General features: G+C 29.6%; 25 protein-coding genes. All 25 read right to left on the bottom strand.

What is annotated here, in order from left to right:
* Positions 1-9: 9 nt before the first annotated feature.
* The gene (mgtE, locus tag ACN6I1_RS02785; RefSeq protein WP_419742640.1) at positions 10-1,389 is read right to left on the bottom strand and encodes a magnesium transporter; all 1,380 of its coding nucleotides are present in this window, start codon (positions 1,387-1,389) and stop codon (positions 10-12) included.
* A 14-nt stretch (positions 1,390-1,403) separates the two neighbouring features.
* Positions 1,404-2,294, bottom strand: a complete 891-nt coding sequence (era, locus tag ACN6I1_RS02780) for a GTPase Era (RefSeq protein WP_419742639.1) — start codon at positions 2,292-2,294, stop codon at positions 1,404-1,406.
* 39 nt (positions 2,295-2,333) lie between these two features.
* Positions 2,334-2,735 (bottom strand): cytidine deaminase, encoded by a 402-nt coding sequence (gene cdd / locus ACN6I1_RS02775; RefSeq protein ID WP_021429957.1) that lies wholly within the window; start codon positions 2,733-2,735, stop codon positions 2,334-2,336.
* 135 nt (positions 2,736-2,870) lie between these two features.
* Complete coding sequence (locus tag ACN6I1_RS02770) at positions 2,871-3,584, bottom strand: diacylglycerol kinase (protein ID WP_021429952.1); 714 nt, start codon at positions 3,582-3,584, stop codon at positions 2,871-2,873.
* Between the two features lie 4 nt (positions 3,585-3,588).
* Positions 3,589-4,047 (bottom strand): rRNA maturation RNase YbeY, encoded by a 459-nt coding sequence (gene ybeY, locus ACN6I1_RS02765; RefSeq protein ID WP_021429834.1) that lies wholly within the window; start codon positions 4,045-4,047, stop codon positions 3,589-3,591.
* A gap of 3 nt (positions 4,048-4,050) precedes the next feature.
* Complete coding sequence (locus ACN6I1_RS02760; RefSeq protein WP_021429958.1) at positions 4,051-5,052, bottom strand: PhoH family protein; 1,002 nt, start codon at positions 5,050-5,052, stop codon at positions 4,051-4,053.
* Between the two features lie 12 nt (positions 5,053-5,064).
* Positions 5,065-6,369 (bottom strand): sporulation protein YqfD, encoded by a 1,305-nt coding sequence (locus ACN6I1_RS02755; RefSeq protein ID WP_419742638.1) that lies wholly within the window; start codon positions 6,367-6,369, stop codon positions 5,065-5,067.
* Between the two features lie 13 nt (positions 6,370-6,382).
* Complete coding sequence (locus tag ACN6I1_RS02750) at positions 6,383-6,619, bottom strand: YabP/YqfC family sporulation protein (protein WP_419742637.1); 237 nt, start codon at positions 6,617-6,619, stop codon at positions 6,383-6,385.
* A gap of 146 nt (positions 6,620-6,765) precedes the next feature.
* Positions 6,766-7,272, bottom strand: a complete 507-nt coding sequence (locus ACN6I1_RS02745) for a TspO/MBR family protein (protein ID WP_419742636.1) — start codon at positions 7,270-7,272, stop codon at positions 6,766-6,768.
* A gap of 129 nt (positions 7,273-7,401) precedes the next feature.
* Positions 7,402-7,845 (bottom strand): GatB/YqeY domain-containing protein, encoded by a 444-nt coding sequence (locus ACN6I1_RS02740; RefSeq protein ID WP_021429856.1) that lies wholly within the window; start codon positions 7,843-7,845, stop codon positions 7,402-7,404.
* Between the two features lie 26 nt (positions 7,846-7,871).
* Positions 7,872-8,051 (bottom strand): 30S ribosomal protein S21, encoded by a 180-nt coding sequence (gene rpsU, locus ACN6I1_RS02735; RefSeq protein WP_021125460.1) that lies wholly within the window; start codon positions 8,049-8,051, stop codon positions 7,872-7,874.
* Positions 8,052-8,212: 161 nt separating this feature from the next.
* The gene (locus ACN6I1_RS02730) at positions 8,213-8,560 is read right to left on the bottom strand and encodes a histidine triad nucleotide-binding protein (RefSeq protein ID WP_021429942.1); all 348 of its coding nucleotides are present in this window, start codon (positions 8,558-8,560) and stop codon (positions 8,213-8,215) included.
* A 41-nt stretch (positions 8,561-8,601) separates the two neighbouring features.
* On the bottom strand, positions 8,602-9,903 hold the full coding sequence (gene mtaB, locus ACN6I1_RS02725; protein ID WP_195336151.1) for a tRNA (N(6)-L-threonylcarbamoyladenosine(37)-C(2))-methylthiotransferase MtaB: 1,302 nt from the start codon (positions 9,901-9,903) through the stop codon (positions 8,602-8,604).
* A 1-nt stretch (position 9,904) separates the two neighbouring features.
* Complete coding sequence (locus tag ACN6I1_RS02720; RefSeq protein WP_025161641.1) at positions 9,905-10,657, bottom strand: 16S rRNA (uracil(1498)-N(3))-methyltransferase; 753 nt, start codon at positions 10,655-10,657, stop codon at positions 9,905-9,907.
* 9 nt (positions 10,658-10,666) lie between these two features.
* Positions 10,667-11,608, bottom strand: a complete 942-nt coding sequence (prmA, locus tag ACN6I1_RS02715) for a 50S ribosomal protein L11 methyltransferase (protein WP_419742635.1) — start codon at positions 11,606-11,608, stop codon at positions 10,667-10,669.
* 192 nt (positions 11,609-11,800) lie between these two features.
* Positions 11,801-12,772 carry a DUF4003 family protein gene (locus ACN6I1_RS02710; RefSeq protein ID WP_419742634.1) on the bottom strand — a complete coding sequence of 324 codons (972 nt, stop codon included), beginning with the start codon at positions 12,770-12,772 and terminating at the stop codon, positions 11,801-11,803.
* A 23-nt stretch (positions 12,773-12,795) separates the two neighbouring features.
* Positions 12,796-13,314 (bottom strand): GNAT family N-acetyltransferase, encoded by a 519-nt coding sequence (locus tag ACN6I1_RS02705; protein WP_419742633.1) that lies wholly within the window; start codon positions 13,312-13,314, stop codon positions 12,796-12,798.
* Positions 13,315-13,411: 97 nt separating this feature from the next.
* Positions 13,412-15,781, bottom strand: a complete 2,370-nt coding sequence (locus tag ACN6I1_RS02700) for a glycoside hydrolase family 31 protein (protein WP_419742632.1) — start codon at positions 15,779-15,781, stop codon at positions 13,412-13,414.
* Positions 15,782-15,838: 57 nt separating this feature from the next.
* Positions 15,839-18,841 (bottom strand): endo-beta-N-acetylglucosaminidase, encoded by a 3,003-nt coding sequence (locus ACN6I1_RS02695; RefSeq protein WP_419742631.1) that lies wholly within the window; start codon positions 18,839-18,841, stop codon positions 15,839-15,841.
* Between the two features lie 30 nt (positions 18,842-18,871).
* On the bottom strand, positions 18,872-19,753 hold the full coding sequence (locus tag ACN6I1_RS02690; protein WP_419742630.1) for an ROK family protein: 882 nt from the start codon (positions 19,751-19,753) through the stop codon (positions 18,872-18,874).
* Between the two features lie 150 nt (positions 19,754-19,903).
* Positions 19,904-21,277 (bottom strand): glycoside hydrolase family 1 protein, encoded by a 1,374-nt coding sequence (locus ACN6I1_RS02685; protein WP_419742629.1) that lies wholly within the window; start codon positions 21,275-21,277, stop codon positions 19,904-19,906.
* An 18-nt stretch (positions 21,278-21,295) separates the two neighbouring features.
* Positions 21,296-22,570: a glycoside hydrolase family 125 protein gene (locus ACN6I1_RS02680; protein WP_419742628.1), complete on the bottom strand. Its 1,275-nt coding sequence runs from the start codon at positions 22,568-22,570 to the stop codon at positions 21,296-21,298.
* Between the two features lie 72 nt (positions 22,571-22,642).
* The gene (locus ACN6I1_RS02675) at positions 22,643-24,103 is read right to left on the bottom strand and encodes an ABC transporter substrate-binding protein (RefSeq protein ID WP_053831296.1); all 1,461 of its coding nucleotides are present in this window, start codon (positions 24,101-24,103) and stop codon (positions 22,643-22,645) included.
* Positions 24,104-24,135: 32 nt separating this feature from the next.
* Entirely contained in the window at positions 24,136-25,086 is a 951-nt protein-coding gene (locus ACN6I1_RS02670; protein WP_419742627.1) for a carbohydrate ABC transporter permease, read from the bottom strand.
* A gap of 22 nt (positions 25,087-25,108) precedes the next feature.
* Positions 25,109-26,038 carry an ABC transporter permease gene (locus ACN6I1_RS02665; RefSeq protein ID WP_021432109.1) on the bottom strand — a complete coding sequence of 310 codons (930 nt, stop codon included), beginning with the start codon at positions 26,036-26,038 and terminating at the stop codon, positions 25,109-25,111.
* Positions 26,039-26,170 lie beyond the last annotated feature (132 nt).

Below are 26,170 nucleotides of genomic sequence, written 5' to 3'. Positions count from 1 at the left end.
ATTAAGTTGTTAGACAATTTTTGACAATGTAATTGTTGTTATTAAAAAATAGATAACCATCCCAATTATATCAAGGGATGTAGCTATTAATGGAGCAGAAACAATTGACGGATCTACATCCATTTTTTTAAACATCATAGGTATAAATGACCCAATCATCGCTCCTATTATCATATTTATAAGCAATGATACAGATACTATTAAAACTATATTTATGTCCTTTACAAAAACATACGTAGCTATTCCTATAATTAAACTACATATAATTCCTGTAAATACACCTACCATTCCTTCTAATAATACATTTTTAAAATCTAACTTTTTATTAGACAGTGCCATCACAGTAAGTGCTGATGCTTGAGTCCCTATATTCCCAGCCATACCTGTAACAACCGGAACAAAGTATATCAAAGGAAAATACTTTGAATCTATTACATAATCAAAACTCGATAATATCAATGTAGCTATAAAACCACCAACTAAAGTTACTATAAGCCAAGGTATTCTAGCTTTAAAAGACGACAATACCTTATCTTTTGGATCTACATTAGTTTGTTCGATAGTATCTCTTTCTTGTTCTGATGTACCAGCGAATTTATACATATCTTCACTAGCTTCTTCTTCAATTACATCTATTACATCATCTACTGTTATAATTCCTTTTAAAATGCGATTTCTATCTATTACAGGGATAGCAATTAAATCGTATTTAGATACAAGTTTAACAGCTTCTTCTCGATCTTCATCTACATATACAGAAATTATATTTTCACTCATCAAATCTTCTATTATGCTATCATCTCTCGATATTATGAGCTCTCTTAATGATAATACTCCAACTAGCTTATCAAAATTATCAACCACATACATATAATAGATTGTTTCTGCATCTATAGCATTCTCTCTCATATAATCTATGGCCTCTTTTGCTGTCATATCTTTATTTATAGATATGTAGCCAGTTGTCATTATACCTCCAGCAGATTCTTCTTCATATATAAGAAGTTCTTTTACATCTTCGGCATCTTCTTGATTTAGAAGGTTTATAATTTCTTCTCTCTCATTTTCTTCTAACTCGCCTAAGATATCTGCCATGTCATCTAAAGACATCATTTCTAAAATATTAGCTTTATGCTCTATGTTTAACTTAGAAAGTATATGCCTAAAAAATTCTGAATCAGTTTCATCAAGTATGGAAGCTGCCATATCTATAGGTAATATTTCAAAAAGCTTTATTTGTTTGTCTTCGTCTAAATTTTCTAGTATGTCAAAAATATCCCTGTTATGATATTCTTCCATTAATTCTCTTAATTCTAAAATTTTATTGTTGTCTATTAAATCCTCAACTTGATTTAACAACAGCTTGGAATGTTCATCTTTCCTATCCATAAAACCCACCTTTATTATTTATCAGTATACCCAAAGTTATTTATAAAACTTTGTAGGTTTCTCCAATTTTCTTTAACTTTAACCCAAACTTGAAGGTTAATTTGAGATCCTAGTAATAATTCAATCTCTTCTCTTGCTGATTTTCCTATTCCTTTTAACTTTCTACCATTTTTACCTATTATTATACCTTTATGCGAATCTCTTTCACAGTATATAACAGCAGATATATCTATTATATCTTTATCTGGTCTTTTTTTCATTCTTTCTATTTCTACAGCAACCCCATGAGGTATCTCATCATGTACATAGTGTAGAACTTTTTCTCTTATAAGTTCAGATACTAAAACTCTTTCAGGTTGATCTGTTATCATATACTCTGGGAAATATTGAGGTCCTTCCTCTAAGTATCTTTCTATTACTTTTAGTAATCTATCAGTATTCTTACCTTTTAGTGCTGATATTGGAACAATCTCATCAAACATATTTTCCGCATCGTACATTTTCATTAAGTCGAATAATTCTTCTTCACTTAACATGTCAATTTTGTTTAGAACCAAAATTTTAGAAGTTTTTATTCCTCTTAAATTTTCGATTATCATTCTGTCTCCTGGTCCAATTTTTTTTGACTCATCAACTACATATAATACTACATCGACATTTTTAAATGCATCTGTAGCTGATTTCACCATAAATTCTCCTAATTTATTTTTAGGTTTATGAATACCTGGTGTATCTAGAAATACCATTTGACATTCTTTGTCTGTGTAAACTGCTTGTATAGTGTTTCTTGTTGTTTGTGGTTTATCACTCATTATAGCTATTTTTTCTCCAACTACGCTATTCATAAGAGTAGATTTTCCAACATTTGGTCTTCCTACTATACTAACAAATCCTGATTTAAACATATTAATTCCTCTTTTCAATTTGTCTTTTGTTGTTTTAATTTATTTGAAGTCACTACCTGAGAAATAATGTGGAACTAATTCTGCGATAGTTTGTTCCTGTATATCTCCTTTTGAGTATCCAGTTATTATTCTTATATGTGGCCCAAACTCAATTATTACCTGTCTACATATAGCACACGGATATGTAGGTTCATTTTTTTCTGAATTAGTACTAGCTACAGCTATTGCCTCTATATCTTTATACCCTTCAGAGATAGCTTTAAATAGCGCAGTTCTTTCCGCGCAATTTGTCCCTCCAAAAGATGCACATTCTACATTACAACCTGTAAAAACTTTACCACTCTTAGTTAAAAGTGCTGCACCAACTTTAAAATTAGAATATGGTGAATAAGAGTGCTCTCTTGCTTTTTCTGCTATTTCTAATAATTCTCTATTATCCATTATATTAACCTCCATTAAAGACCACCTATACTTTTTATTTTAAGTAGTACATTACATTATACCAAAATAGAAAAAAAGAAAAAAGTATATTTATATTTTCTTAAGCAAAAAAAGCGGGAATATTTTTCCCACCTTTTAATATTGAGCTATTTGTAAAACTAACATAGCTACCAAAACTCCAAGTAATGCCCCCGCTACAGTTTCCCAAAAAGTATGTATTTTACCTTCTATTCTACTTTGTGCAACTAAAACTGCCATTAAATAAGCAAGTGTCGATGCTACCACTCTTTCTGTCATAAATGTTACAAGTGTAGCAAGTGCAAAAGCAAGCGCCGAGTGACCACTTGGCATTCCTCCTTGTAGAGGAGTTCCTGTAGATGTTAATGATTTCACTACTACTACTGCTATTAAAACTAAAACTATACATATAAGAGTAACATGAATTGGTGATTTTCTTATTGTAAAAAATACAGATGCTCCTACAGTTTCTAGTTTATCATAAAATAGTAAATAACCAATTATACAAGCATTTAAACTTGCTATTAGTACTCCTCCAGCAGCAACATCTTTTGCTATTTTAGCTAATGGGTGATATGTATCTGTTATCATGTCTACAGTTTTTTCTATAGCTGTATTAAACATTTCTGATATTACAACTAAGCTTATTGTAAATAATAATAGCATCATTTCGAATTTATTAAATTCACAAAACAAACTAATTGTAAGAACTAATGCTGCAACAAAGTAGTGTATTTTCATATTTCTTTCATGCTTGAAAGTATATAAAATCCCAGCAATAGCTGCATTAAAGGCATTTATTATCCCTTGCTTACCTTTCTTTTTACCCATAAGTTTACTCCCTTGTTATATTAAGCTTGTTTAGTACATCCTCTTCTCGTTTTCTCATATCCTTTGTATTTTCTTCAGTATCATGATCATAACCTAATAAGTGGAACATACTATGACATACTAAAAAACATACTTCTCTTTCAAAACTATGATCATATTCTTCACTTTGTTCTAAAGCTCTTTCTAGAGATATGACAATATCTCCTAAAGATTCTTCTTCTATTTCAACATCAAACTCATCTGTTAAAAGTGGAAAAGATAAAACATCTGTAGCTCTATCTACCCCTCTATATTCTCTATTTAATTCATGTATTTCTTCATTGTCAACAAAAGATAAACTTACTTCATAATTGTCATCATAACCTTCATAGTATAATGTCTCAACGATTATATCATTGATTTTTCCTAAAAGGTCTTCACTTACTTTTATTTTATCTTGTCTATTGTCTAATATAATTTCCATAATTTATCTCCTATTTCTTTTGTTTCTATCATCATTAAATTTATTTAACTCTTGTTCTTCATCAAATTTTTCATAAGCTTTAATTATTCTTTGTACTAATTCATGTCTAACGACATCTTTTTCTGTAAATTTATTTATACCAACTCCATCTACATCTTTTAAAACATCCATAGCTTGAATTAATCCACTTTTATATTTATTTGGTAAATCTATTTGTGTTAAATCTCCCGTAACTACAGCTTTTGATCCAAAACCTAATCTAGTTAAAAACATCTTCATTTGCTCTGGAGTTGTATTTTGAGCTTCATCTAAAATTATAAATGCATTATCTAGAGTTCTTCCTCTCATAAAAGCTAACGGAGCCACTTCTATTATACCTCTTTCAATATATTTAGCACATTTTTCATCGCCTAACATATCAAATAATGCATCGTAAAGAGGGCGTAAATAAGGATCTACTTTATCTTTCATATCTCCTGGTAAAAAACCTAAGCTCTCTCCTGCCTCAACAGCTGGTCTAGTTAATATAATTCTGCTTATTTCCTCTTTTTTAAAAGCTCTAACTGCCATAGCTACTGCAAGATATGTTTTACCTGTCCCTGCTGGCCCAACTCCAAGTGTTATATCATTGTTTCTAATAAGATTTATATAATGTTTTTGTCCTATTGTTTTTGGTTTAACTTCTCTACCTTTTTTTGTTACAGCTATAGTATCTTCTAATTCTTCTATTTGCTCTTTATTTCCTTCATTTAATAACTCTATAGCATAAGTAATACTCTGTTTATCTAAAGTTTTACCTATTTTAAAATTTTTATATAATTCATTTATAAATTCTATAGCTTTTTCTACATTTTTATTTTGGCCTATTAAAACTATATTTCCTTCCCTTAACAGTACATCTACATTTAAACTCTTCTCTATTATTTTTATATTTTCGTCAAAGTTTCCAAATAGTTCTCTTTCAAATTTATCATCTGTTATTTCAAAACTCTTTTGTACTATCAACGTTTATCCTCCTTAGTTATCCCTTGTTTGAACTTCCTCTTTATCTTTTGCATCTTTATCTTTATTTATATCCTTAAATTCATTTCTTATATCATTAATAGGTCTTTTATCCGGATTTGAAGGAACTTCTTCTCCACCTTCTTTAGGCTTACTTTCTTGTCTAATTAATTCTTCAGCTTCCGATTTGCTTAAAGAGTGTACCTTCGCTATATTTTCTAAAGTTGTAACAGTTACTATGTACTCTAATTTATCTTTTTTAACTTTATATTGATGCTTAACATCTTTATATCTTGAATCCACAGGAATAGTGTATTCAAGTTCTTTAAGAGCCTTTTGTTTTAAATCTTCTTTTACTTCTTCTTTATTTTTCTCAACTTCTTTTACATTTACTTCATGGAAAATACTAGACTTTATTTTTAAAGGAAAAGTATAGTCTCCAATATTTAAAACATGTTCTTTATTTTCAATTTCATAATTTTTAAAGTCTATATTTCTTCTTAATGTATATTTTTTATCATAGAAGCTAAATGTATATACTGTTTTTTTATTACCAGTTCTTGTTTTAACCTTGTCTATGTAATTTGTACTTTGTTTTGACTCATAAAATGTAGTTGCCCATACTTCTGGTAGAGATTTAGTATTCGATCCCGATACTAAGACGTCCCCTTTTCTTACTATATCACCTACATTAGCTACTTGTTTACCACTTCTTGGTATTACCTTTTCTATTATACCATTTTTCTTAGCAATTATATTACAATAATTAGTTTCTTTTTTCTCTTGTAATGATTCATCTTTCTTTGTTATTGTAACAAAGATATTAGTTCCTTTTACATTTATAGATACATAAGCAATATCACCAAACTCTCCCATAATTTGGTCTCTTACTTCCTTTCTATCTATGCCCTTTTTATACACACCTGCCCTTACACCCGCTTTTTCAAGCTCCTTCCTTACAAGCACTTTATCAATTCCCTCTGGAGCTTTTATATATACATCTGTTACAAATAACGATGTACTCATTAATAAAACCAAGGAAAGCATAGCACATATCCACATTCCTTTGTATCTATATATACGTCTAGCCAAAAAAGGTAATCCTGTTTTTTGCTTTATTTTAACCTCAAACTTACTTCCTCTATAAATACTTTTAAATGCCCTAATGCTTTTCCTATCAACCTTAAGCTCAATTTTGGTGTTTGAAATTCGTTTTACATCATAAACATTAACTTTATTTCTTATTAATGTGTTTAAAAATTTTTCTGTATTTATCCCCTCTATAGTTACTACATAGTAACCTCTAATATAACTTATCAAATGTAACTCCCCCCTATGTAGTGTATTCTACACTATATATAATTCCTTTTATTCCTATCTCCGTATCAGTAATATGTTTTAAATATAACTTTTCACCACATATTTTTATAGTATTTAACTTTGTTTTTATTTTAATTAAATTTACATCGTATTCTAGTATGGATTTGTAGTTTTCTATACTCATAAATGTATTCCCCAAAACAGTAACTGTAGGTTGATTTACCTGTAAATCAGTAGGAACTTCTATCATACTCATGACCCCCTTAATATATTCTATGTCCTTTTTTTATTTTAATTACTTGTATTAGTTTCGAAGCCTTAATATAATAGTATGTTCCTTTAATACATTTTGAGACTTTTATTTCAAAAAAAAATAAAGCCAAGCCGGCTTTTATTTTATCTATTTATTGACCATATAACGTAATTTAAAAAGAATGCATAAAATAACCAAGCTAAATATGGTAAATTTATATAAGCTGCTCTTTTGTCAATTTTAGCAAATTTAATTATCATAATTAATACAATTATTATCATAAGTCCTATAACTATCAAAGCTGTGAATCTAAGCCCTAATCCAAAGAATAAAATAGGCCATATAAAGTTCAATCCTAATTGTAAGTAATAGTAAAACATAGCATCTCTTACTTTAAGGGTATTCAATCCTTTTTTAGAAATTAAATAAGCTGATATCCCCATAAGTACATACAAAACAGTCCATACTATCGGAAATATATACCCCGGAGGGAAAAAACCTGGTTTTATTAAATTTGAATAATATGTACTTGTATTTGTTTGACTTAAGAATTCAGATATAAAACTACTCGAAAACCCAACTATAATAGGTATAAAAACACTTGTTATAAACTTTTTTATTTCTTTTGTAGATATGATCAATGAATTCACCCTCTCTTTATCCTCTATTTAATTTATAAATATGTTAGTTTAAATAATATTATTCCATTTTTTTGGACAAAGATTATAAAGTAAAATAAAAAGCAAAAAACCTAGAGCATTCGCTCTAGGTTTTTCTATCTATTGTAAGTTAGATTTAACTAACTCATTTATCATTTTTCCGTCAGCTACACCTTTTGTTTTCGGCTTTATAGCTGCCATGATTTTTCCCATATCTTTCATAGAAGTAGCTCCTACTTCAGATATAGTATCTTTGACTATCTCATTTAATTCTTCTTTGCTCAGCTGTCGAGGTAGGTATTCCATTAATACTTCAATCTCAGCTTCGGCCTCTTGAACTAAATCGTCTCTTGATGCTTTTGCAAATTCAGTTTTTGCATCTCTACGTTGCTTTAACTGTTTTGTTATTACGTCTATAATTTCGTCATCACCAAGTTCTGTTCTAGTGTCAACTTCACGCTGCTTGATTTCAGCTCTTATTAATGTAACAACAGATTTTTTTACTGTATCTTTGTTTTTCATAGCAAGTTTTAAGTCTTCTTGTAACTTTGCTTTAAGGGACATATCCCTTCACCTCTTATCTACAAAAATTATTTCTTAGCGTTTTTTCTTCTTGCAGCTTCAGCTTTTTTCTTACGTCTTACGCTTGGCTTATCATAGTGTTCTCTTTTTCTTACTTCAGACATTATGCCAGACATAGCACATGAACGCTTAAATCTTCTTAAGGCGCTGTCTAATGTTTCATTTTCTCTTACTCTTACTTCTGACATTCTTTTTCCCTCCCTCCGATAGCGCAAATTATGCTGGGACTGTAACTCGATTATATCTGCATAATATGCATTACAACCTCACACTTTGTTTATTATAAACTAATCTTATTTTTTTTTCAAGTATTTTTATGAATAATACGTCTAAAAGTTTAATTTATATATTACTTCTCAGCATCATACCAATCTAATTTCTTTCCTGCTAATACATGATAATGGATATGCTTAACCTCTTGGCATCCATCATCTCCACAGTTATTTATTATTCTAAATCCCGTTTTGTCATATCCTTTTTCTTTAACTATTTTATTAATAACCTTATGAATGTGTGCAATTATTTCCATATTTTCTTCGCCTATGTCTATTATTGATTCATAATGCTCTTTAGGTATAACTAAAACATGTAATGGTGCAACAGGATTTATATCATTAAAAGCTAAGACTTTATCATCTTCATAAACTTTGTTTGATGGTATTTCTCCATTTATAATTTTACAAAATATACAGCTCATATTTACACCTCCTATCTATTAAGAGTTATTATTTCTACATATTATACTAAAATTCCTTCTACATATTCATCTTTTACATGTAATATTTTAGTATTTAATATCTTACCATGTATATCTTCATCACTTTCAACTACTACTCTTATATAGTTAGGTGTTAAACCTTCATATTTTTTGCCTTCTATGTTCTGTTCAAATAGTACTTCAAACTCTTCTCCTATAAAGTTTTCTGCAAACTCATTAAAATTCTTTTTGTTTAATGCTATTAACTTATCACTTCTTAGTTGTTTCATTTGAGGATCTATTTGATTTTCCATAGTTGCTGCTGGTGTTCCTTTTCTTGGAGAGTACTTAAATACATGCATTTGTGAAAGTTTTATATCACTTAAAAACTTATATGTTTGATTAAATTCATCATTAGTTTCTCCTGGGAATCCAACTATTACATCTGTAGTTATTGCCACTTCAGGCATCTTTTCTCTTAATTTATCAACTATTTCCTTGTATTCTTCTGTAGTGTATCTTCTGTTCATTCTTTTTAAAGTTTCATCACATCCACTTTGTAATGATAAATGGAAATGAGGACATACTTTTGGCATTTTAGAAACTGTGTCTATAAATTCATCAGTCATTAATATAGGCTCTACTGAACTTAATCTTATTCTCTTAACTCCATCAATTTCATTTATAGCCTTTATAACACTTAATAAATTAACTTCAGCTTCGCTAACATCTTTTCCATAAGATGCAACATGTATTCCAGTTAAAACTATTTCTGTGTATCCATTATGTGCTAACTTCTTAGCTTCATTTACTACACTCTCTAAATCTCTACTTCTTACCTTTCCACCTCTTGCGTAAGGTATTATACAGTAAGAACAGAATCTATCACATCCATCTTGAATTTTCATAAATGCTCTAGTTCTTCCATTAGCTTGATTTATTTCAATTTCTTCAAAAGCTCTTACTTTCATTATATCGTCAACTGTACTAGCTTTTTTAGATGCATCTAGTTTTTTTATTTCTTCAACTATTTGTCTTCTTTCATTAGTTCCCATAACTAAATTTACTTCTTCTATCTCTAAAATTTCTTCCGGAGAAACTTGAGAGTAGCATCCAACAACAGCTATTATAGCATCTGGATTTTTCTTTTTCATTCTTCTTATATATTGACGTGATTTTCTATCACTCATGTGTGTTACTGTGCATGTATTTATAACATAAACATCAGCAAATTCTTCGCTATCAACTTGAGTATATCCATCTTTTTTAAACATCTCAAGCATAGCTTCTGTTTCGTATTGATTTACTTTACATCCTAAAGTATAAAAAGCTACTTTTTTCACTCTAATCATTTCCTCCTAAGTCACTTAATTCGTATAATACTATAGATGATGCAACAAGCGATGCTGTTTCAGTTCTTAGAATTCTAGGCCCAAGAGACACTGATTGTCCACCTATTTCTTCTATAGCTTTAATTTCAGTATCTTCAAATCCGCCTTCTGGTCCTACGAAAATACCTATATTTTTTATATCTACACCTTTTATAGCTTGTTTAATCGATTTTGTTCTTTCATTTTCATATGGAGCTATATTAAAGTCATTTTCTTTCATGTCAGCTAGTGCTTCCTTAAAGCTTAAAACTCCTCTTAATTTTGGAATTTTTCCACGCTTACTTTGCTTTGCAGCTTCATATATTATTCTTTCCCATCTTTCGATTTTCTTGTCTTCTTTTTTATCATCAACTTTAACTACAGTTCTCTTTGTCTGAACTAGAATTATCTCGTCTACTCCAACTTCAGTTAACTTTTGAAGTATCATTTCCATCTTAGGTCCTTTGGGAAGACCTTGATATACTTTTATTTTTAAATCAGACTCTCTTTTTATGTCTACAACTTCTACTATATTAAGTTCAACTTGAGACTTATCTATATTAGTTATTTCACATATGTATTCATTATTGTCATTATCGCATATTTCTAATTCTTCTCCAATTCTACATCTTAAAACTTTAGAAATATGTTTTACATCTTCACCTTCTATAATACATGTCTTATTTTCAAGGTTTATGTTATTCTTTCCTACAAAAAATCTATCCATGCAATTCACCTACTTTGCTATTTTAGATACTATAGCGTTCCACTCGCCTAAAGACTCTACATGTACTATTTCAAGTCCGTTTTGAGTTAAAGCTTCTTTAACTTCATCTACTTTAGCATGTATTATTCCTGAAGATATAAATACAGCATCATCTTTCATAAATTGTTTTATATCTTTTGCTAGTATTTTTATTATATCCGCTATTATATTTGCTACAACTATATCTGCTTTATCCTTAACAACTTCCATTAAGTTTCCGTGAAGTGCATTAACACTACCTTCTACTTTGTTTAACTCTATATTTTCTTTTGAAACTTTTACAGCAACCTCATCTAAATCAACAGCTAATACGTCTTTAGCTCCTAATTTTGCCGCTGCTATTGCAAGTATCCCACTTCCACAACCTATATCAAAAACTTTAGATTCTGGTTTAACATACTTTTCTAATTCTCTTATACACATACTTGTAGTTTCATGTGTACCCGTTCCAAATGCCATTCCTGGATCTAACTCTATTATTAAATCAGTATCTTTCGCTTCATAATCTTCCCAAGTTGGCTTTACTACTATTTTCTCACCTATTTTAGCTGGTTTGTAGTAGTTTTTCCATTCATTTGCCCAATCTTCTTCATCTACTTGAGAAAGTTCAACTATAGCTTCTCCTACATCTATTCCGAATTCTTTAAGTCCCTCTATTTTTTCTTTTATTAATTTTATATCATCAGATACATCTCTTTCTTCTGTTATATAAGTCTTTATTATAACTCCATCATATCCGCTGTTAAATATTTCTTCTTCAACAAAATCCCAATCATATTCATGTTTCTTTTGGAATTTAAAATCCTTAGGATCTTCTATTGATACTCCACCTACATTTTGTTCATATAATATATTAGTTATAGCTTCAACTGCTTCCGTTGTTGTTTTAATAGTTATTTCTGCCCATTTCATTTATGTACACGCTCCTTTTAAAATTCCTGTTTTTCGTAACCTTTATTATATCATATTTATTATTGTCTTTTAAAATAATCTTTTATACTTTAAAACATATTTATACTTTTATAAGTTTTAAAATAAATTCATAAAAATAAGAAAATAAACCTAAGTCTTATAGCTCTTAAGTTTATTTTCTTATTTTTATGGCTATGTAGATGAATTGTATATAACTATGGAACTTGTTGTTGCCGCATTTGTCGCTATATTCATTGCTTGGTTAATATTTGATATAATTTTATCCATTATTATACTATTAATTTCTATATCATCAATATATTTAGATAATGCAATAACTGCACTAATCATATTTCTGTATCTTTCTCCTAAAATAAAGTTTCCATACCCTTGATGATCTTTTAAAATATCTGATATATATTTAATTTTTTCTATTAAATGTTTTACATCTTTTATATCTATAAGAGCCATAACCCCTATTAGTGGATATCCAAACTCATGCATCTTACATTTATTTTTTTCTAATTCCTTTTTTATTTCTATACATCTATTAAGTGTTTCCTTGTTTTTGTTAAAAGAAAGAACATGCGATAAACTTTGAAGAGTTCTACGATTATGAAACCCATTTTTCATTAAATACTCATATGCTATTTCCATATTATTTAGTTCCTCTTCAATATCCCTTGCGCTTATTGCAATTATACATGTTATCATGTATTCTTCTACACCTATTGAAAATGGATGATTTTGTATCATAGATCTGTATACATATCTCATTTTTTCTATACACTCATCTATATTTATTTTATTCTTATTTTCAAATATTACATTTGATACTAATGCTAAACAATCTCCTGAGCAAAATTTATTTAATTTCAACTTTTTATGGATATTTAAAATTTCATCGAAGCTAGACTTGGGATTTGCTTGAAATGATAGTATTATTGCTGTGTTTATTGAACTTTTACCTCTAAAGTCAGAGAATATAGAGGTGTTTTCTCTTATAATTTCCATACTCTCGTTTACTAGATTTGTATTTATTTTTTTATCTTTTAGTGTATACTCAAGTGCACATCCATGTATTATTAATCCCATCCAAGATGATGCATTCACTTTTTTCAATGACTCATAGTTGTCTATCAAAAGGTCTAACCTTTTTTCCATAAATCACCTCTACACTTTTTAATTTAATTTTTAATTATTTTCTCATTATATCTCCCCATTATAATTTCATCTACATAAATTCCATTTTTTATAGCTGCGTATTTTTTTATACCTTCTTTTTTAAAACCAAAATTTTCATACAACTTTATAGCTTTATTATTATCTGGGTATACACCCAATTCAATTCTTGTTAACATAAGCCAATTATCTGCTAAATCTAGTATTTCTTCCATTAATTTTCTTCCTATTCCCATACTTTGATACTCTGCGTGTACACTTATTCCTAAACTACCACTATGTCTTAACCTCGGGGATGAGTTCACGTTCAAAGATACAATTCCAACTACTTTTTTATTTTCACTTTCTTTCAATTCAGCTACGAAAATATGTGTATTTAAATCTAATCTCTCAGTATGCCTCTTTGTTCTATCTAACCTTTCGCTACTTATTGCTAGCATATTTTCCATAACGCCCTTCATTCGTCTTATTTCATTTATATCTTTTGAATCTTCAACTTCAACTGGTCTTATCGTTAATTCCAATATTTCTCACCTCCTTACTATTATAATATTAATTGTAATATACTTTATTTAATCATGTAATAAATAAAGAGGTAATTTTTCATTACCTCTTTATTTGTTATATTATTTTTATGCTAAAGTCTAAACTTTTAACCTTTATAATAGTATTTTCATTTAAAATTTTAAAGTCTATACTTTTATCTCCTTGATATACATTTTCAGCTTTTACTCCGTTAAATATAAGTTCTAAACTTTTATAAGTATTTTCGTACCCATTATTTAAAACCGAACTTTTAAATTCTATATTCTCACCTGAACTTATACAAAACTCATATAAGTTATATTCTCCATCTTTGTACTTGAAGTCTTCCCCATTATCTTGATAGTGAGTATACTTGAAATTACTTTCGTATGGATATATATCTAAAGTGAGTTCATCAATTTCCTTTTCTCCTATATAGTTTATACTTGGATAGTTTGGTATTATAGACCCTTCCTTGATATATATAGGACACACATCTAAAGGAGTTTCTTTTATTATATATTGCCCTCCTTTAAATTTCTTTTTATTCCAATAATCAACCCAATTGCTTTCTTTAGGTAAGTATACCATTCTAGCTTTTTTACCTTGTTCTAAAATTGGAGCTACCATAATTTTTTCACCAAACATGAATTGGTCGTTTATTTCATATGTATCAATATCATTTTGATAATGAAGTAATAATGGTCTTATAATAGGAAGTCCATTGTCTTCACACTCTTTAAATAAATCATAGATATATGGAATTAATTTATATCTTAATTTGATATATTTTTTATTTATCTCTTCTGTAGTCTTATCAAATGCCCAAGGCTCTTGATCTCTAGAGTATATAGTTGTGTGATTTCTAAATAATGGTGTAAATGTTCCAACTTGTACCCATCTACTTAAAAGTTCTGGAGTAGTGTCATATCCAAATCCACCTACATCTGTTCCACAAAACGCCATACCACTAATCCCTAAATTCATAAGCATAGGTACGCTCATCCTTAAATGTTCCCATGTACTTTGATTATCTCCAGTCCATGCAGTTGAGTACTTTTGTGTACCTGCATAACATGCTCTAGTAACTACGAATGGTCTTTTATTTGTATTTTTTTTAATACCTTCATAAGTAGCCTTATCCATCATATGCCCATACACATTATGAACTTCTTTGTGTTCTACAATTACTCCATCATTGTTAAACTTTAAATCTAAAGGTAATTCAACTCCTAAATTTGCAGGCTCATTCATATCATTCCAAATTCCTGAAACCCCTATATCTGTTAGAATCTTTTGATTTTCTGCCCACCAATTTCTAACTTCTGAATTTATAAAGTCTGGAAATACAGAGTGTCCTGGCCAAACCCATCCCGTATGTACAATTCCATCTTTATTCGTTGCAAAATACCCTTTTTTAAGTCCTTCATTAAAAATTTTATAATCTTTATCAACTTTCACGCCTGGATCTATAATTGTAACTAGCTTAAATCCATATTCATTTAGTTTTTTTATCATTCTCTTAGGATCTGGGAATTTTTTATCATCCCATGTAAATACCCTAAATCCATTCATGTACTCTATGTCCAAATATATGCAATCACATGGAATTTCTTTTTCTCTAAATTTTTTAGAAATTTCCATAACATTTTCTTCAGGACAATAAGCCCATCTACATTGTTGATATCCTAACGTCCACATTTGAGGAAGCGGTGTAGTTCCAGTTAAGTGAGTATATCCTTTTAATACATTTTGTACCGATGGTCCATATATAAAATAGTAATCTATATTTCCATCTACTGATGCAAAATAGTAATATTTTGAATTTTCCTTACCTAAATCAAAATGAGTTTCAAATGTATTATCAAAGAAAATACCAAAAGCATTTTCTTTTTTAAGATTTATAAAAAATGGTATAGATTTATATAGTTTCTCGTAAGTTTCTCCATGTGGGCTTGGATCATCTGTATTCCAGTTTAAATAATGGCAATTCCTTTTGTTTAAATGCCCTGTTTTTTCTCCAAATCCATAAAAATACATATCGTTTTCTAGCTTCTTTGGTATAAACACTTTAAAGTCCATATGCTCATTAGGCTTATGTCCTTCTTGAATCGCTATATCTAATCTTCCTGCACAGTTTTTTATAAATGGCTCTCTTTTACCTCTATAATCCTCACATAGCAACTCTCCAAGGTTATTATATATATCTATCTTAAATTCATCATATATGTTTACAGTCAGTTCACTTGTCTTGATTTGTATGTAGTCATTTATCTCAACCACTTCAAAGTCACAATCTCCAAATTTTAAATTTTCTACAGCATATGAAGTTTGATTTTTTTTAAATATTGGTGCGAAAAAATTTATTATATTAGAGTTTACTACACTTACCTTTGTTTCTATTTTTTCATATTGTATATTTATAACATTGTTTTTTATATTGTAATCTAATATTTTCCCAAACATTTTTTCTCCTTTATATTATATAAGCTGATGTATTTTACATCAGCTTGTAATTTCATTTTATATACTTTTTATTTCATTAAAAGCACCTTCTAAATCATTTTGTACATTTAATATTTCTTCTTTATCAACTTCAACTATTTCTATAATTTGTTTTGCTCTATATAGTATTTTTTCAAAATTTTCATCAGTTGTACCTAAATCTTTATATGAAGATTCTAATTCATTGACTTTATTAATAAAATTAATTAAAGCTTCTTTATTATCTATAACAGTTATTTTATTAGTATCTAACCCCAAAGCTTCTATTTCATAAATCCTAGTTGCTCCACCAGAGCCTTGTTCTGATTTTTTTATATTAACTTTTATGTACCTAGCTAGTTCATAATTTAAGTCATCATTAGATATTGAACTTGAGTTATTTGAAACATCTTTTATTTTTCTCCAACTTTGACCATCATTACTAACTTCTATATTATACTGAGATGTATTCATACTTTTAGCCTCTCCACCTGCTTCAGCATGACTAATTCTTAATTGTTTTATAATATTTTCTTTCCCTAAATCTACTTGTATATAGTTTCCACTTTCTCCAAGTGCACACCATTTACTATTTAATTTACCATCAAAAGCAAACTTAGCATCTTCATTTTCATTAGTTTTTGCATTTGCAATTGCTTCTTTGTTTAAAGCTAAATTCTTTAATCCATCTTTAGCTTGGCTGCTTACAACTATATAATCATCTTTTTTATTCACAGTATCTCCCGCTGGATTTGATACTGTCTGTGTTACAGAGTACACTCCTGGTTTATCAAACTTGATACTAACTTCATTTCCTGTTACTTCTTCATTTTTATTCAGCCCTTCTATTTTCCATTTAACAGTTTCTCCTGCTAAAGATTTATCTTTAAAATTCACAGACTGCCCAGGTAAAACTATCGGTGAACTAACTTCAAAGTCAGCTTTTGGAGCTTCTAGATTTGGCCATTTCACAGTAATTTTTGCTTCATTTTTTTCTTCACTTTTAAACAAATTACTTATAGGTTTAACTATAAAATTAGTTTTAGAGTCTAATTTAAGGTCTCTCTCAATATCTTTTACATAAAAAGCATTGGTTGGTGTAGCCCCTACTAGTTCTCTATGCCCATCATTATGCTCTAAATATATTTCATAATGGCTAATATTCTTTTCTGATTTATCCCAAGTTAGCCTTGCATTACCATAATAATTATCTATTACTTTAAAATCTTCCACCTTTAAATTTTTTATCTTGGACACTTTGTCTTTAGTATTTTTATTAGTTACAGATATCTGCCCTAAATTTAAGTTGTATGAACTAGACGATTCTTTTCCTTCTATAATTAAAGAAATTTCTTTTATTTTTGACTTTTTAAATTGGCTTAGAGATGCTTTTGCATCTATCCATTCCCCACTTTGTTTAGATTCTAAGTTAATTATTTTATTCTCACCATTATCTAGTTCAAATTCTAATTTAATATTAGACTTTCCTCCACTTTCTTTATACTTTATACTAACCTCACTGTTATTAGTTAGCTCTAAATCAGTTGCAAATAATTTTACCTTAGTTGTTCCTCCATTTGCTAAACTTCCATTTATACCTATAGAATTACCTCCATAATAAGCATTTTTATAATCAATATTAGCAGTTAAATTATTTTTGTTATTATCAATTATCCACCTGTATGTAGGAAGTATATCCATCATTCCTCTATGATTCCAGTCCTTTTCTGATACTTGTACTCCATCAACATTGAAAAATTCACCATTACCCATAGAGAAGTTAGTTACAAATGGTAACTGTGTTATTGGACTTTTTTCAACTATAGTATTAGAAATACCTTTCCATTCTTCACTACTCTGACTTCTTGGATCTCCTTTTTCATTAACCCAAAATCTACTTTCTTTTTGTAAAAATTCATCTACTGTTTTTGATGAATCATAAGTCCAAGATGGACAGTATAAGCCTAAAGATGTGTTAGCTTCTTGATTTTTAGGGAATAAGTAATTCCATTTTATAGGCGTATTATATCCATTAGCTTGAACATCAACCCCTGCATATAAATCGTATTTATCTCTCCCCATTTTTTTTGCTAAATCACCAGACTCTTTAAGCTCATTCCCTGTTACATTATATATAAGTCTATTATCATCATTATTTGGATCTACTACTGAATATCTATCCTCAGTCCACCAAAAATTTAAAAACATACTATCAGATAACTCTTTTCCCTTTTCACCTAAAAAATTTTTATTATATTGATTTAACCTATTTTGCCAAAATACTCTACCATCATCAATCATAGAATCATACCATACGATTTCCATATTTTTTGGCTTTATCTTTTGTAAATATTCTAAGAACTCTTTCATTAAATCTGCAAGTTCTGGATTTATATAATCTGATCCTCTATTTCCAGTTTCTTGATTTATAAACCATCCATCAAAATTATAATATTGTGCCACTTCTACTAATTTATGTGCCATTGGAAAATTTCCATCTTTATCTTTAACTAAAAATTCATTCATCCATTCGAATTTACCTCCATAATCTTCTGGAGGAAAAAATACAGTACCTAAAACCGGAACCCCATTTGTATGTGCTGAATCTATTATATCTGCACTCGGTGGAACTATTAGCCCTTCACCTGCTGAACCTCCCCAAGCAACTAATGTATCAATATATTGCCAATAGCTAAAATTGTATCCTTCAAATTCAGTTTTACCTTGAGATGGATTAGAGCTGGTTGTTTTATTGGCTATAGCTAATGATATAACCTTGGCTTCATCATTTTGTGAGTTTTTAATAACATCTCCTTTTGTCCTTGCTTGTAGTGGAACTGTTCCAATATTAAACTTAGCATCTTTGTCATTATTTGGACTCCATGCTAAAAGTTCTTTTGGATACCAATATGATGAAAATGGCTGCCCTGTCTCTTCTTGAATTTTTTGGTCTGATTCAAGAAGCGCATGTCCTATTATAGGCGTTGCCCCAAATAAACTTAACGCTACAATAGTTGATGTAATAGTCTTTTTATATTTCATGTAGATCCCCTTCCATTTATAAAATATTTACTACCTATTTAAATATTTATAAAGTGCTCCTATTTTACCTGAGTCATTTTGAAATTTACAAACATCAATATCTACCATATCAATCACTTCTGGATTTAATAATTCTAAGTTTTTTTTAACATTTTCTATTAAATCTGACCTCCCACTTACTCCTCCTCCAATTAAAATCTTCTCTGGAGCAAAACTGTAAGCAATGTTGTAAATTCCTACAGCTAAACTAAAGTAAAACTCTTCTATTTCCTTTTGAACTTCTAAATCTCCACTTTCAGCTAGCTCAAATACTTTTTTCCCATCTAAATTTAATTTTTTTAGTTTATTAACTCTATCAATCAAATTATAGGTAGATCCGACTCTACTAAATGTTTTATAGTTTAAACTTTGAAGTTCCGACTTTCTGTGTTCTAATATATTTATTCCAAACTCTCCAGCCATACCTCTATGTCCCCTATATAGTTGGTTGTTTATAAACACTCCTCCACCGATTCCAGTTCCTATAGTTATACATACAAAGTTTTTATTATCCATCGCATTACCTTTATACTTTTCAGCCATAGCAACACAATTAACATCATTGTCATATACACATTCAAGTCCTGTGTTCTTCTTTATATACTTATTTAAATACATATCCTGCAAATCAAATACAGATCCCATGAAATGTATATATCCATCATCATCTATTCCCCCAGGCACACTCATAGCAACTCCATCAATTTCATTTTCTAATTGATAGCTTTTTATAATATCAACTAAAAGCTCCAAAGTTTTTCCTTCCCCCTGCTGAGGTGTAGGAACTAAATTAGAATCTAACATTTCACCATCTTTATTCATCAAACTATATTTAATATTAGTTCCACCTATATCAAAAACAACATACTTCATCCTCAAATCCCCCTCCTCAAGAAATAATGTACTTTTAAATTTTTCCATTGTTAATCTTCAAAGTAGTATTATTGGTTATTGACGAAACACTCAAAGTGCGCCTCTTGCACTTCGTGTGAAGGAAATAACCAATAATGCTACTAGCCATATTTAAAATCCATTATTCTCAATTAATTTTTTAAACCAATAAGCACTCTTCTTAGGAGTTCTTTTATATTCATCATTTATATTAACTTCTACAAATCCATATCTATTTTTATATGAGTTTAACCAAGACCAGTTATCCATAAATGTCCATAAATGATACCCTCTAACATTACATCCTTCTTCAATAGCCTTATGAACATATTTTAAGTGCTCTTTTATAAACTCAATACGATAGTCATCATTTATTTGTCCATCTATTTTAAACTTTTCTTCACCTTCTACCCCCATGCCATTTTCAGATATATAAAAAGATATATTATTGTAATTGTCTCTTATGTTAATAGCTAAATCATAAATACCTTTTTCATAGATTTCCCATCCTCTATGAGGATTAATTTTTTTACCTGGCATATCATAGAAATCAAAAAAGCTCTCTGGTGTTAGGATATCTCCTTTTGCACTTTCCTTTGCCTTCACTCTTCTAGGCTGATAATAATTAACACCTAATAAATCCACAGTGTTATTTTTTATAATTTCTAAGTCCTCGTTTTTGTAAACAGGAATTAAATCATGGCTTTTTAAAAATTCTACTAACTCATTAGGAAACTCTCCATGTACAGATGGATCTAAAAACGATCTATTTAATATTAAATCTGCAATATTAGATGCGTTTAAATCTTCTTCTGAATTGCTTCTAGGATATGAAGGCGTTAGGTTTATTATTATCCCTATTTGCCCTTCTAGGTTTAATTTTTTATACTCCATAATAGCTAAAGCACTTGATAGCATTATATGGTATCCAACTTGTATAGCTCTCTTAAAATCTACTACAGCTGGATAGTGGTATTCACCTAGGTATCCACATTCTACAGGTACTATAGGTTCATTATGAGTAAACCAATTTTTAACCCTATCTCCAAATAATTCAAAACATAGCTTTGCAAAGTTTTGATATCTATTTACAACATCACGATTTTCCCACCCTCCTAGTTTTTGTAAATACATCGGCATATCAAAATGAAATAAATTTATAAAAGGTTCTATATCATTTTCTAAAAGAGTATTAATTACATCATTGTAAAAATCTACAGCTATTTCATTTGTACTTCCATCTGATTTTATAAGTCTAGACCAGCTTATTGAAAATCTAAATGAATTATGTCCTAACTCTTTCATTAATTTTATATCTTCTTTATATTTATAATAAAATTGGCTAGTATTGCTTGGCCCTATTTCATTATGAAATTTCTCTGGTGCTATCTCAAACCAATAGTCCCATATATTTTTTTCTTTTCCTTCAATATCAAATGCACCTTCCATCTGAGTTGCAGAAGAAGCACTCCCCCACCAAAAATCCTTTGGAAATATATAATCCATAGTAGACCTCCATATAAATTATTTTTTTACTTTTATCCCACAGTAGTCTAATACTAACTCGCAAAACATCATGTTAGCCCAAGAGAACCAATCTCTAGTAAACATATTTGGGTCATTTGGATTAAACCCTTCGTGCATTAAGTAAGTCCCTGCATCAGTATTTTTCATTATTTCTATTAGCTCTCTTTTTTTATTTTCATCATCTGTAGTTAATCCTTGCATTGCAAGAGATATATGCCATATATATCCTTCTGGAGTATGTGGACTTCCAACTCCACTAGCATATTTTCCTATATGAAACTCTGAATTTTCAGTGCTAAGTATAAATTTTCTTGTATTTATGTACCTTTCATCATTTAAGTCAGCATATCCTAAATAAGGTATTGCTAATAAACTTGGTAAATTTGCATCATCCATTAAATTATAATTTCCTAATCCATCAACTTCATAAGCGTATATTTCTCCACATCTTGGGTGATTATAAACTGCATATTTTTCTATTCCTTCATTTATTTCATTTCTTAACATCTCAGCTTTTTTAGCTAATACATCATCATTTATTATATTCGTCGCTATTTCGTTTATATAGCCTAATACCACTACCGCAAACATATTAGATGGAACTAAATAACTATATGTACAAGCATCATCACTTGGTCTAAATCCGCACCAAGTCATTCCAGTTTGTTTGTGAACTGGTCCTTTTCCACTTCTTGCTAGGGTATCTAGTTGTCTGCAATCTAATCTCTCAAATAAATACGGTGATTTTTCTTCGTGGTTTTGCTCAACTTTCCATAATTCTATTATTGAGTTTGCAGCCTTTACAAATGTTTCATTAAACTGAGAAGTTCTACCTGTATTTTTATATAATAAGTAACTCAACTGTATAGGAAAGCATAAAGAATCTATTTCATACTTTCGTTCCCAAACTTCTGGTTTCATATCTGTTAAATCAGTTTGATGCCCCGCCTTATTTGCGCTTTCATTAAATGCATTTGCATATGGGTCTACTAATATATATCTAAATTGTCTTTCTACTAACCCCTCTATCATGTCTGCTATTTCATTATCTTCATTAGCTAAAACTAAATATGGTCTAATTTGACAAACAGAGTCTCTAAGCCACATAGCTGGTATATCTCCAGTTAGTACATATGTAGTATCATCCTCCATTCTCTTAACAGTAGTGTTTATAGTATTTAAGATACACTTTTCAAACATCTCTGCTATTTTTTTATCATCTTTAAATTTTTCCTTAACTGTTATTATTAACTTATCTATTGAACTGTACATAATTTCCTCCCATAATTTACATAAGAGGCTACCATATTGATAGCCTCTTAATATAATTTAAATATAATTTTATTATTTTTTATCTGCCATCCATTTATCATATTGAGCTTGTATGTTTTCCATAACTTTATCTATTCCCGCTGCATCTAACTTTTTATTTAACTCATTTAAATACTTATCTGTATCTACAGATCCTGTAAATAATGGCGATTTAAATTCTTGAACTATGTTTGATATATTAGCTACTTCATTGCTTATCTCTGTAGTATCTACATAGAATCCTAATGTTGGAGAAGCAACTGCTGACTTATTAAACTCTTCATATTGTTCGATTCTATCTTTTGGATCAGTATCAAATGATTTAGTTATAAGTACATTTCCTAAAGCCCAAGATGGCATATTATATCCCTTAGCTTCTTCAGTTTTAGTTATAGTCTTATCTTCGTTTGTTTTATAGTGTACACCCTCTATACCTCTATCTATTAAGTTTCTTAAATATTCATCTGTATTTAATAAGTTTAAGAACTTAAGAGCCTCATCTGGATGTTGAGATGTTGCAGATATTGACATTACAGATCCAGTAACCGAGTTATTTATAGTTAAAGGATCATGCATTGGTGTATATCCAATTTCATACCCTGCATTAGATGACCACATTTCCTTAGCTCCTGGTGCATATTGTTCTTTTCTTACGAACCAGTTTTGAACACTCATCTCATGTGGATCAGTATCTGTTGCAGCTTGAGAATGTATATATCCTTTTTTATAGAAATCTCTTAGTGTATTTAAAGTTTTCTTTACATCTTCTTGTTCATATAGATTTACAATTTTTTTAGTATCTCCTTCTAAAGATATTGCAAATGGTAAGTTATCACCTAATAATAAGTCATATGGCATGTATGGCATGAAATTTGCTCCTGCCGCCATTGGCATTTTTAAGTCTGGGTTTTTAGCCTTAACCTTTTCTAATACCGGACCTAAATCTTCTAGAGTTTTAACATTTGACATATCTACTCCAGCTTTCTTAGCCATTTCAACATTATATGCCCATCCCATTTGTTGTCCAACTTCTTTATTTGCAGGTATTCCATATAATTTTCCGTTTATAGATGCCCCTTCTAAGAATAATGGGTTTATAGCTTCTTTTAATTCTTTAGCATTTTTATCTAACATTTCATCTGTTATTTCTAAATACGCTCCCTTTTGTGCATTTATTGCATAATCACTTGCAAATGCTAAATCATATGGCTCCCCTGATGAAGTTATAACTTGCATTTTTTGACCATAATCTCCCCAATCTACCATTCTTAAATCTATAGTTACACCTATCTTTTCCTTTGTATATTTATTAACTTCCTCCATAACCTTAGCTTGATCTGGTTGTGGAGTTCCTATCATATACCATACTAATTCTGTGTTTCCATTTGAGTCTTTTGCTGCACCCTTGTCATCATTTGAACTACTACATCCCGTCAGAACTGTTGCCCCTAAAGTCGCTGCTAAAAATAGGCTCGATATCTTTTTAAATTTCATTTTACTTCCTCCCCAATTTTATTAGTAAGTTATTATTCTTTTACTCCTCCAACTGTTAATCCACTTATAAAGTATTTTTGGAAGAACGGATAGCTACATGCTATTGGCAATGTAGATATAACTACCATAGCCATTCTAACTGATTCTTGTGGTAAGTTTTGCATTACTTCTCCACTTAACATTGCATTTTGTCTTATAAACTCTAAGTTCTTTTCTATTTTCATAAGCATATGTTGAAGTGGTATTAAATTTTGATGGTCTATATATAACATCGCGTTAAACCAATCGTTCCAATATGCTAATGTACTAAATAACGCAATCGTTGCGATACCTGGTAATGCCAAAGGTATAACCATTTTTATAAATATTTTAAATTCACTTGCTCCATCTATTCTTGCAGATTCTATTATAGATTCTGGAACAGACCTTTGGAAAAATGTCTTCATAACTATTATGTTAAATGCATTAAATGCTAATGGTAATATTAATGCCCATATAGTATTTTTAAGACCTAATACCTGAGTCATTACTATGTATGAAGGAACCATCCCTCCGCCAAATAACATTGTGAAAAACACTAAAAATGTGAATTGTTTTCTATATTTAAAGTTTTGTCTAGATATTGCATAAGCATAAGTTGATACCATACTTACATTTATTATTGTTCCTACAACAGTTATTACTATAGTAACTAAGTAAGAATGCATTAACTGTTTACCTGATGTAAGTAAATATTTATAAGCATCTAAGCTCCACTCTTCTGGGAATATTGAATATCCATTTTGTAATAATGATTGTTCTGATGTTAAAGATATTATTATTACAAATACAAATGGGAATACACATGCTATAGCCATTATAGCTAGTATAATATTTGAAATTATATTAGTAATTCCTGTAAACCCTTCATTATATGCTTTCTTCTTTTTCTTCCCTAAAAGATTAGGCTTTTTTTCTTGTTCTTTAGATACTACACTTTCCACGATTGCCTATCTCCTTTCTTTTTTAGAATAAACCATATTCTGGATCTACCTTCTTAACTAGCTTATTAGTTGTCATTATTAATATAAATCCAACTGCTGCTTGATATAAACCAGCTGCTGTACTCATACCTATATTACCCATATTCATAAGACCTTTGTATATATATGTGTCTATAACATCTGTTACTGGATATAATACAGCTGAGTTTCTCGGTATATTGTAGAATAATCCGAAATCTGAGTTAAATATTCTACCTATAGCCATTATCGTAAGTATAATCATAAGTGGTACTATTAGAGGTATTGTTATATTCTTTATTTGTTGCCATTTACTAGCTCCATCTATAGTAGCAGCTTCATAGTATGTTCTATCTATTCCTACTATTGCAGCTAAGTAAACTATACTTCCATATCCTACACCCTTCCATATATTCATAAATATTAGTATGAAAGGCCAATGTTTCGGTTCACTATACCAAGCTACTGGTTCTGCCCCAAATGTAGATAGAATAGAGTTAACCATACCTTTATCTGTACTTAAGAAACTAAATACAAAGTAACTTACAATTACCCAAGATAAGAAATGTGGGAATAGCATCCCTGTTTGATATACTTTAGCTAATTTTTTATTCGCTATTTCACTTAATGTTATAGCAACAAATACAGCAAATATAAGTCCTAACACTATAAACACCAAGTTATACAAAATAGTATTTCGTGTTATACGAAATGCATCTCCACTTGTAAATAAAAATTTAAAGTTATCAAATCCAACCCATTCACTATTTATTAAACTTTGTACAAATCCGCCTGGGTGCATTTTATAATTTTTAAACGCTAATACTGTCCCAAACATAGGCAAGTATGAGAATACTAGTAACCATATAGTTCCTGGTAATACCATCAACAACCAAGCTCTATTTTTCCATAAATCTTTCATGAATTTCTTCATCAGCGTCACCCCTTTTCCTAATTATATTTTATCATTAGGAAAAGCCTTTCTAAAGTTTACTATCTTTAGATTCGCTACACTTTCCTTAGTTTATGGATACGTTTTCCTATTTTTATCAAAATACACTTTCCG

This window comes from Paraclostridium dentum (genome assembly GCF_048568265.1).
Classification (GTDB): Bacteria; Bacillota; Clostridia; order Peptostreptococcales; family Peptostreptococcaceae; genus Paraclostridium; species Paraclostridium dentum.
The sequence above is the reverse complement of the archived record's forward strand: the minus strand, read 5'-3'. Positions and strand labels throughout refer to the sequence as shown.

Bases quoted from the DNA above. Each gene is read 5' to 3' on its own strand.
- ybeY (WP_021429834.1), bottom strand. From the start codon at position 4,047: ATGGAAATTATATTAGACAATAGACAAGATAAAATAAAAGTAAGTGAA.
- ACN6I1_RS02740 (WP_021429856.1), bottom strand. From the start codon at position 7,845: ATGTCCCTTAAAGCAAAGTTACAAGAAGACTTAAAACTTGCTATGAAA.
- rpsU (WP_021125460.1), bottom strand. From the start codon at position 8,051: ATGTCAGAAGTAAGAGTAAGAGAAAATGAAACATTAGACAGCGCCTTA.
- ACN6I1_RS02730 (WP_021429942.1), bottom strand. From the start codon at position 8,560: ATGAGCTGTATATTTTGTAAAATTATAAATGGAGAAATACCATCAAAC.
- ACN6I1_RS02695 (WP_419742631.1), bottom strand. From the start codon at position 18,841: ATGAAATATAAAAAGACTATTACATCAACTATTGTAGCGTTAAGTTTA.
- ACN6I1_RS02690 (WP_419742630.1), bottom strand. From the start codon at position 19,753: ATGAAGTATGTTGTTTTTGATATAGGTGGAACTAATATTAAATATAGT.
- prmA (WP_419742635.1), bottom strand. From the start codon at position 11,608: ATGAAATGGGCAGAAATAACTATTAAAACAACAACGGAAGCAGTTGAA.
- ACN6I1_RS02750 (WP_419742637.1), bottom strand. From the start codon at position 6,619: ATGATAGAAGTTCCTACTGATTTACAGGTAAATCAACCTACAGTTACT.
- ACN6I1_RS02665 (WP_021432109.1), bottom strand. From the start codon at position 26,038: ATGAAGAAATTCATGAAAGATTTATGGAAAAATAGAGCTTGGTTGTTG.
- ACN6I1_RS02685 (WP_419742629.1), bottom strand. From the start codon at position 21,277: ATGGATTATATATTTCCAAAGGATTTTTGGTGGGGGAGTGCTTCTTCT.
- ACN6I1_RS02770 (WP_021429952.1), bottom strand. From the start codon at position 3,584: ATGGGTAAAAAGAAAGGTAAGCAAGGGATAATAAATGCCTTTAATGCA.
- ACN6I1_RS02710 (WP_419742634.1), bottom strand. From the start codon at position 12,772: ATGGAAAAAAGGTTAGACCTTTTGATAGACAACTATGAGTCATTGAAA.
- cdd (WP_021429957.1), bottom strand. From the start codon at position 2,735: ATGGATAATAGAGAATTATTAGAAATAGCAGAAAAAGCAAGAGAGCAC.
- mgtE (WP_419742640.1), bottom strand. From the start codon at position 1,389: ATGGATAGGAAAGATGAACATTCCAAGCTGTTGTTAAATCAAGTTGAG.
- ACN6I1_RS02675 (WP_053831296.1), bottom strand. From the start codon at position 24,103: ATGAAATTTAAAAAGATATCGAGCCTATTTTTAGCAGCGACTTTAGGG.
- ACN6I1_RS02720 (WP_025161641.1), bottom strand. From the start codon at position 10,657: ATGGATAGATTTTTTGTAGGAAAGAATAACATAAACCTTGAAAATAAG.
- ACN6I1_RS02700 (WP_419742632.1), bottom strand. From the start codon at position 15,781: ATGTTTGGGAAAATATTAGATTACAATATAAAAAACAATGTTATAAAT.
- era (WP_419742639.1), bottom strand. From the start codon at position 2,294: ATGTTTAAATCAGGATTTGTTAGTATAGTAGGAAGACCAAATGTTGGA.
- ACN6I1_RS02680 (WP_419742628.1), bottom strand. From the start codon at position 22,570: ATGTACAGTTCAATAGATAAGTTAATAATAACAGTTAAGGAAAAATTT.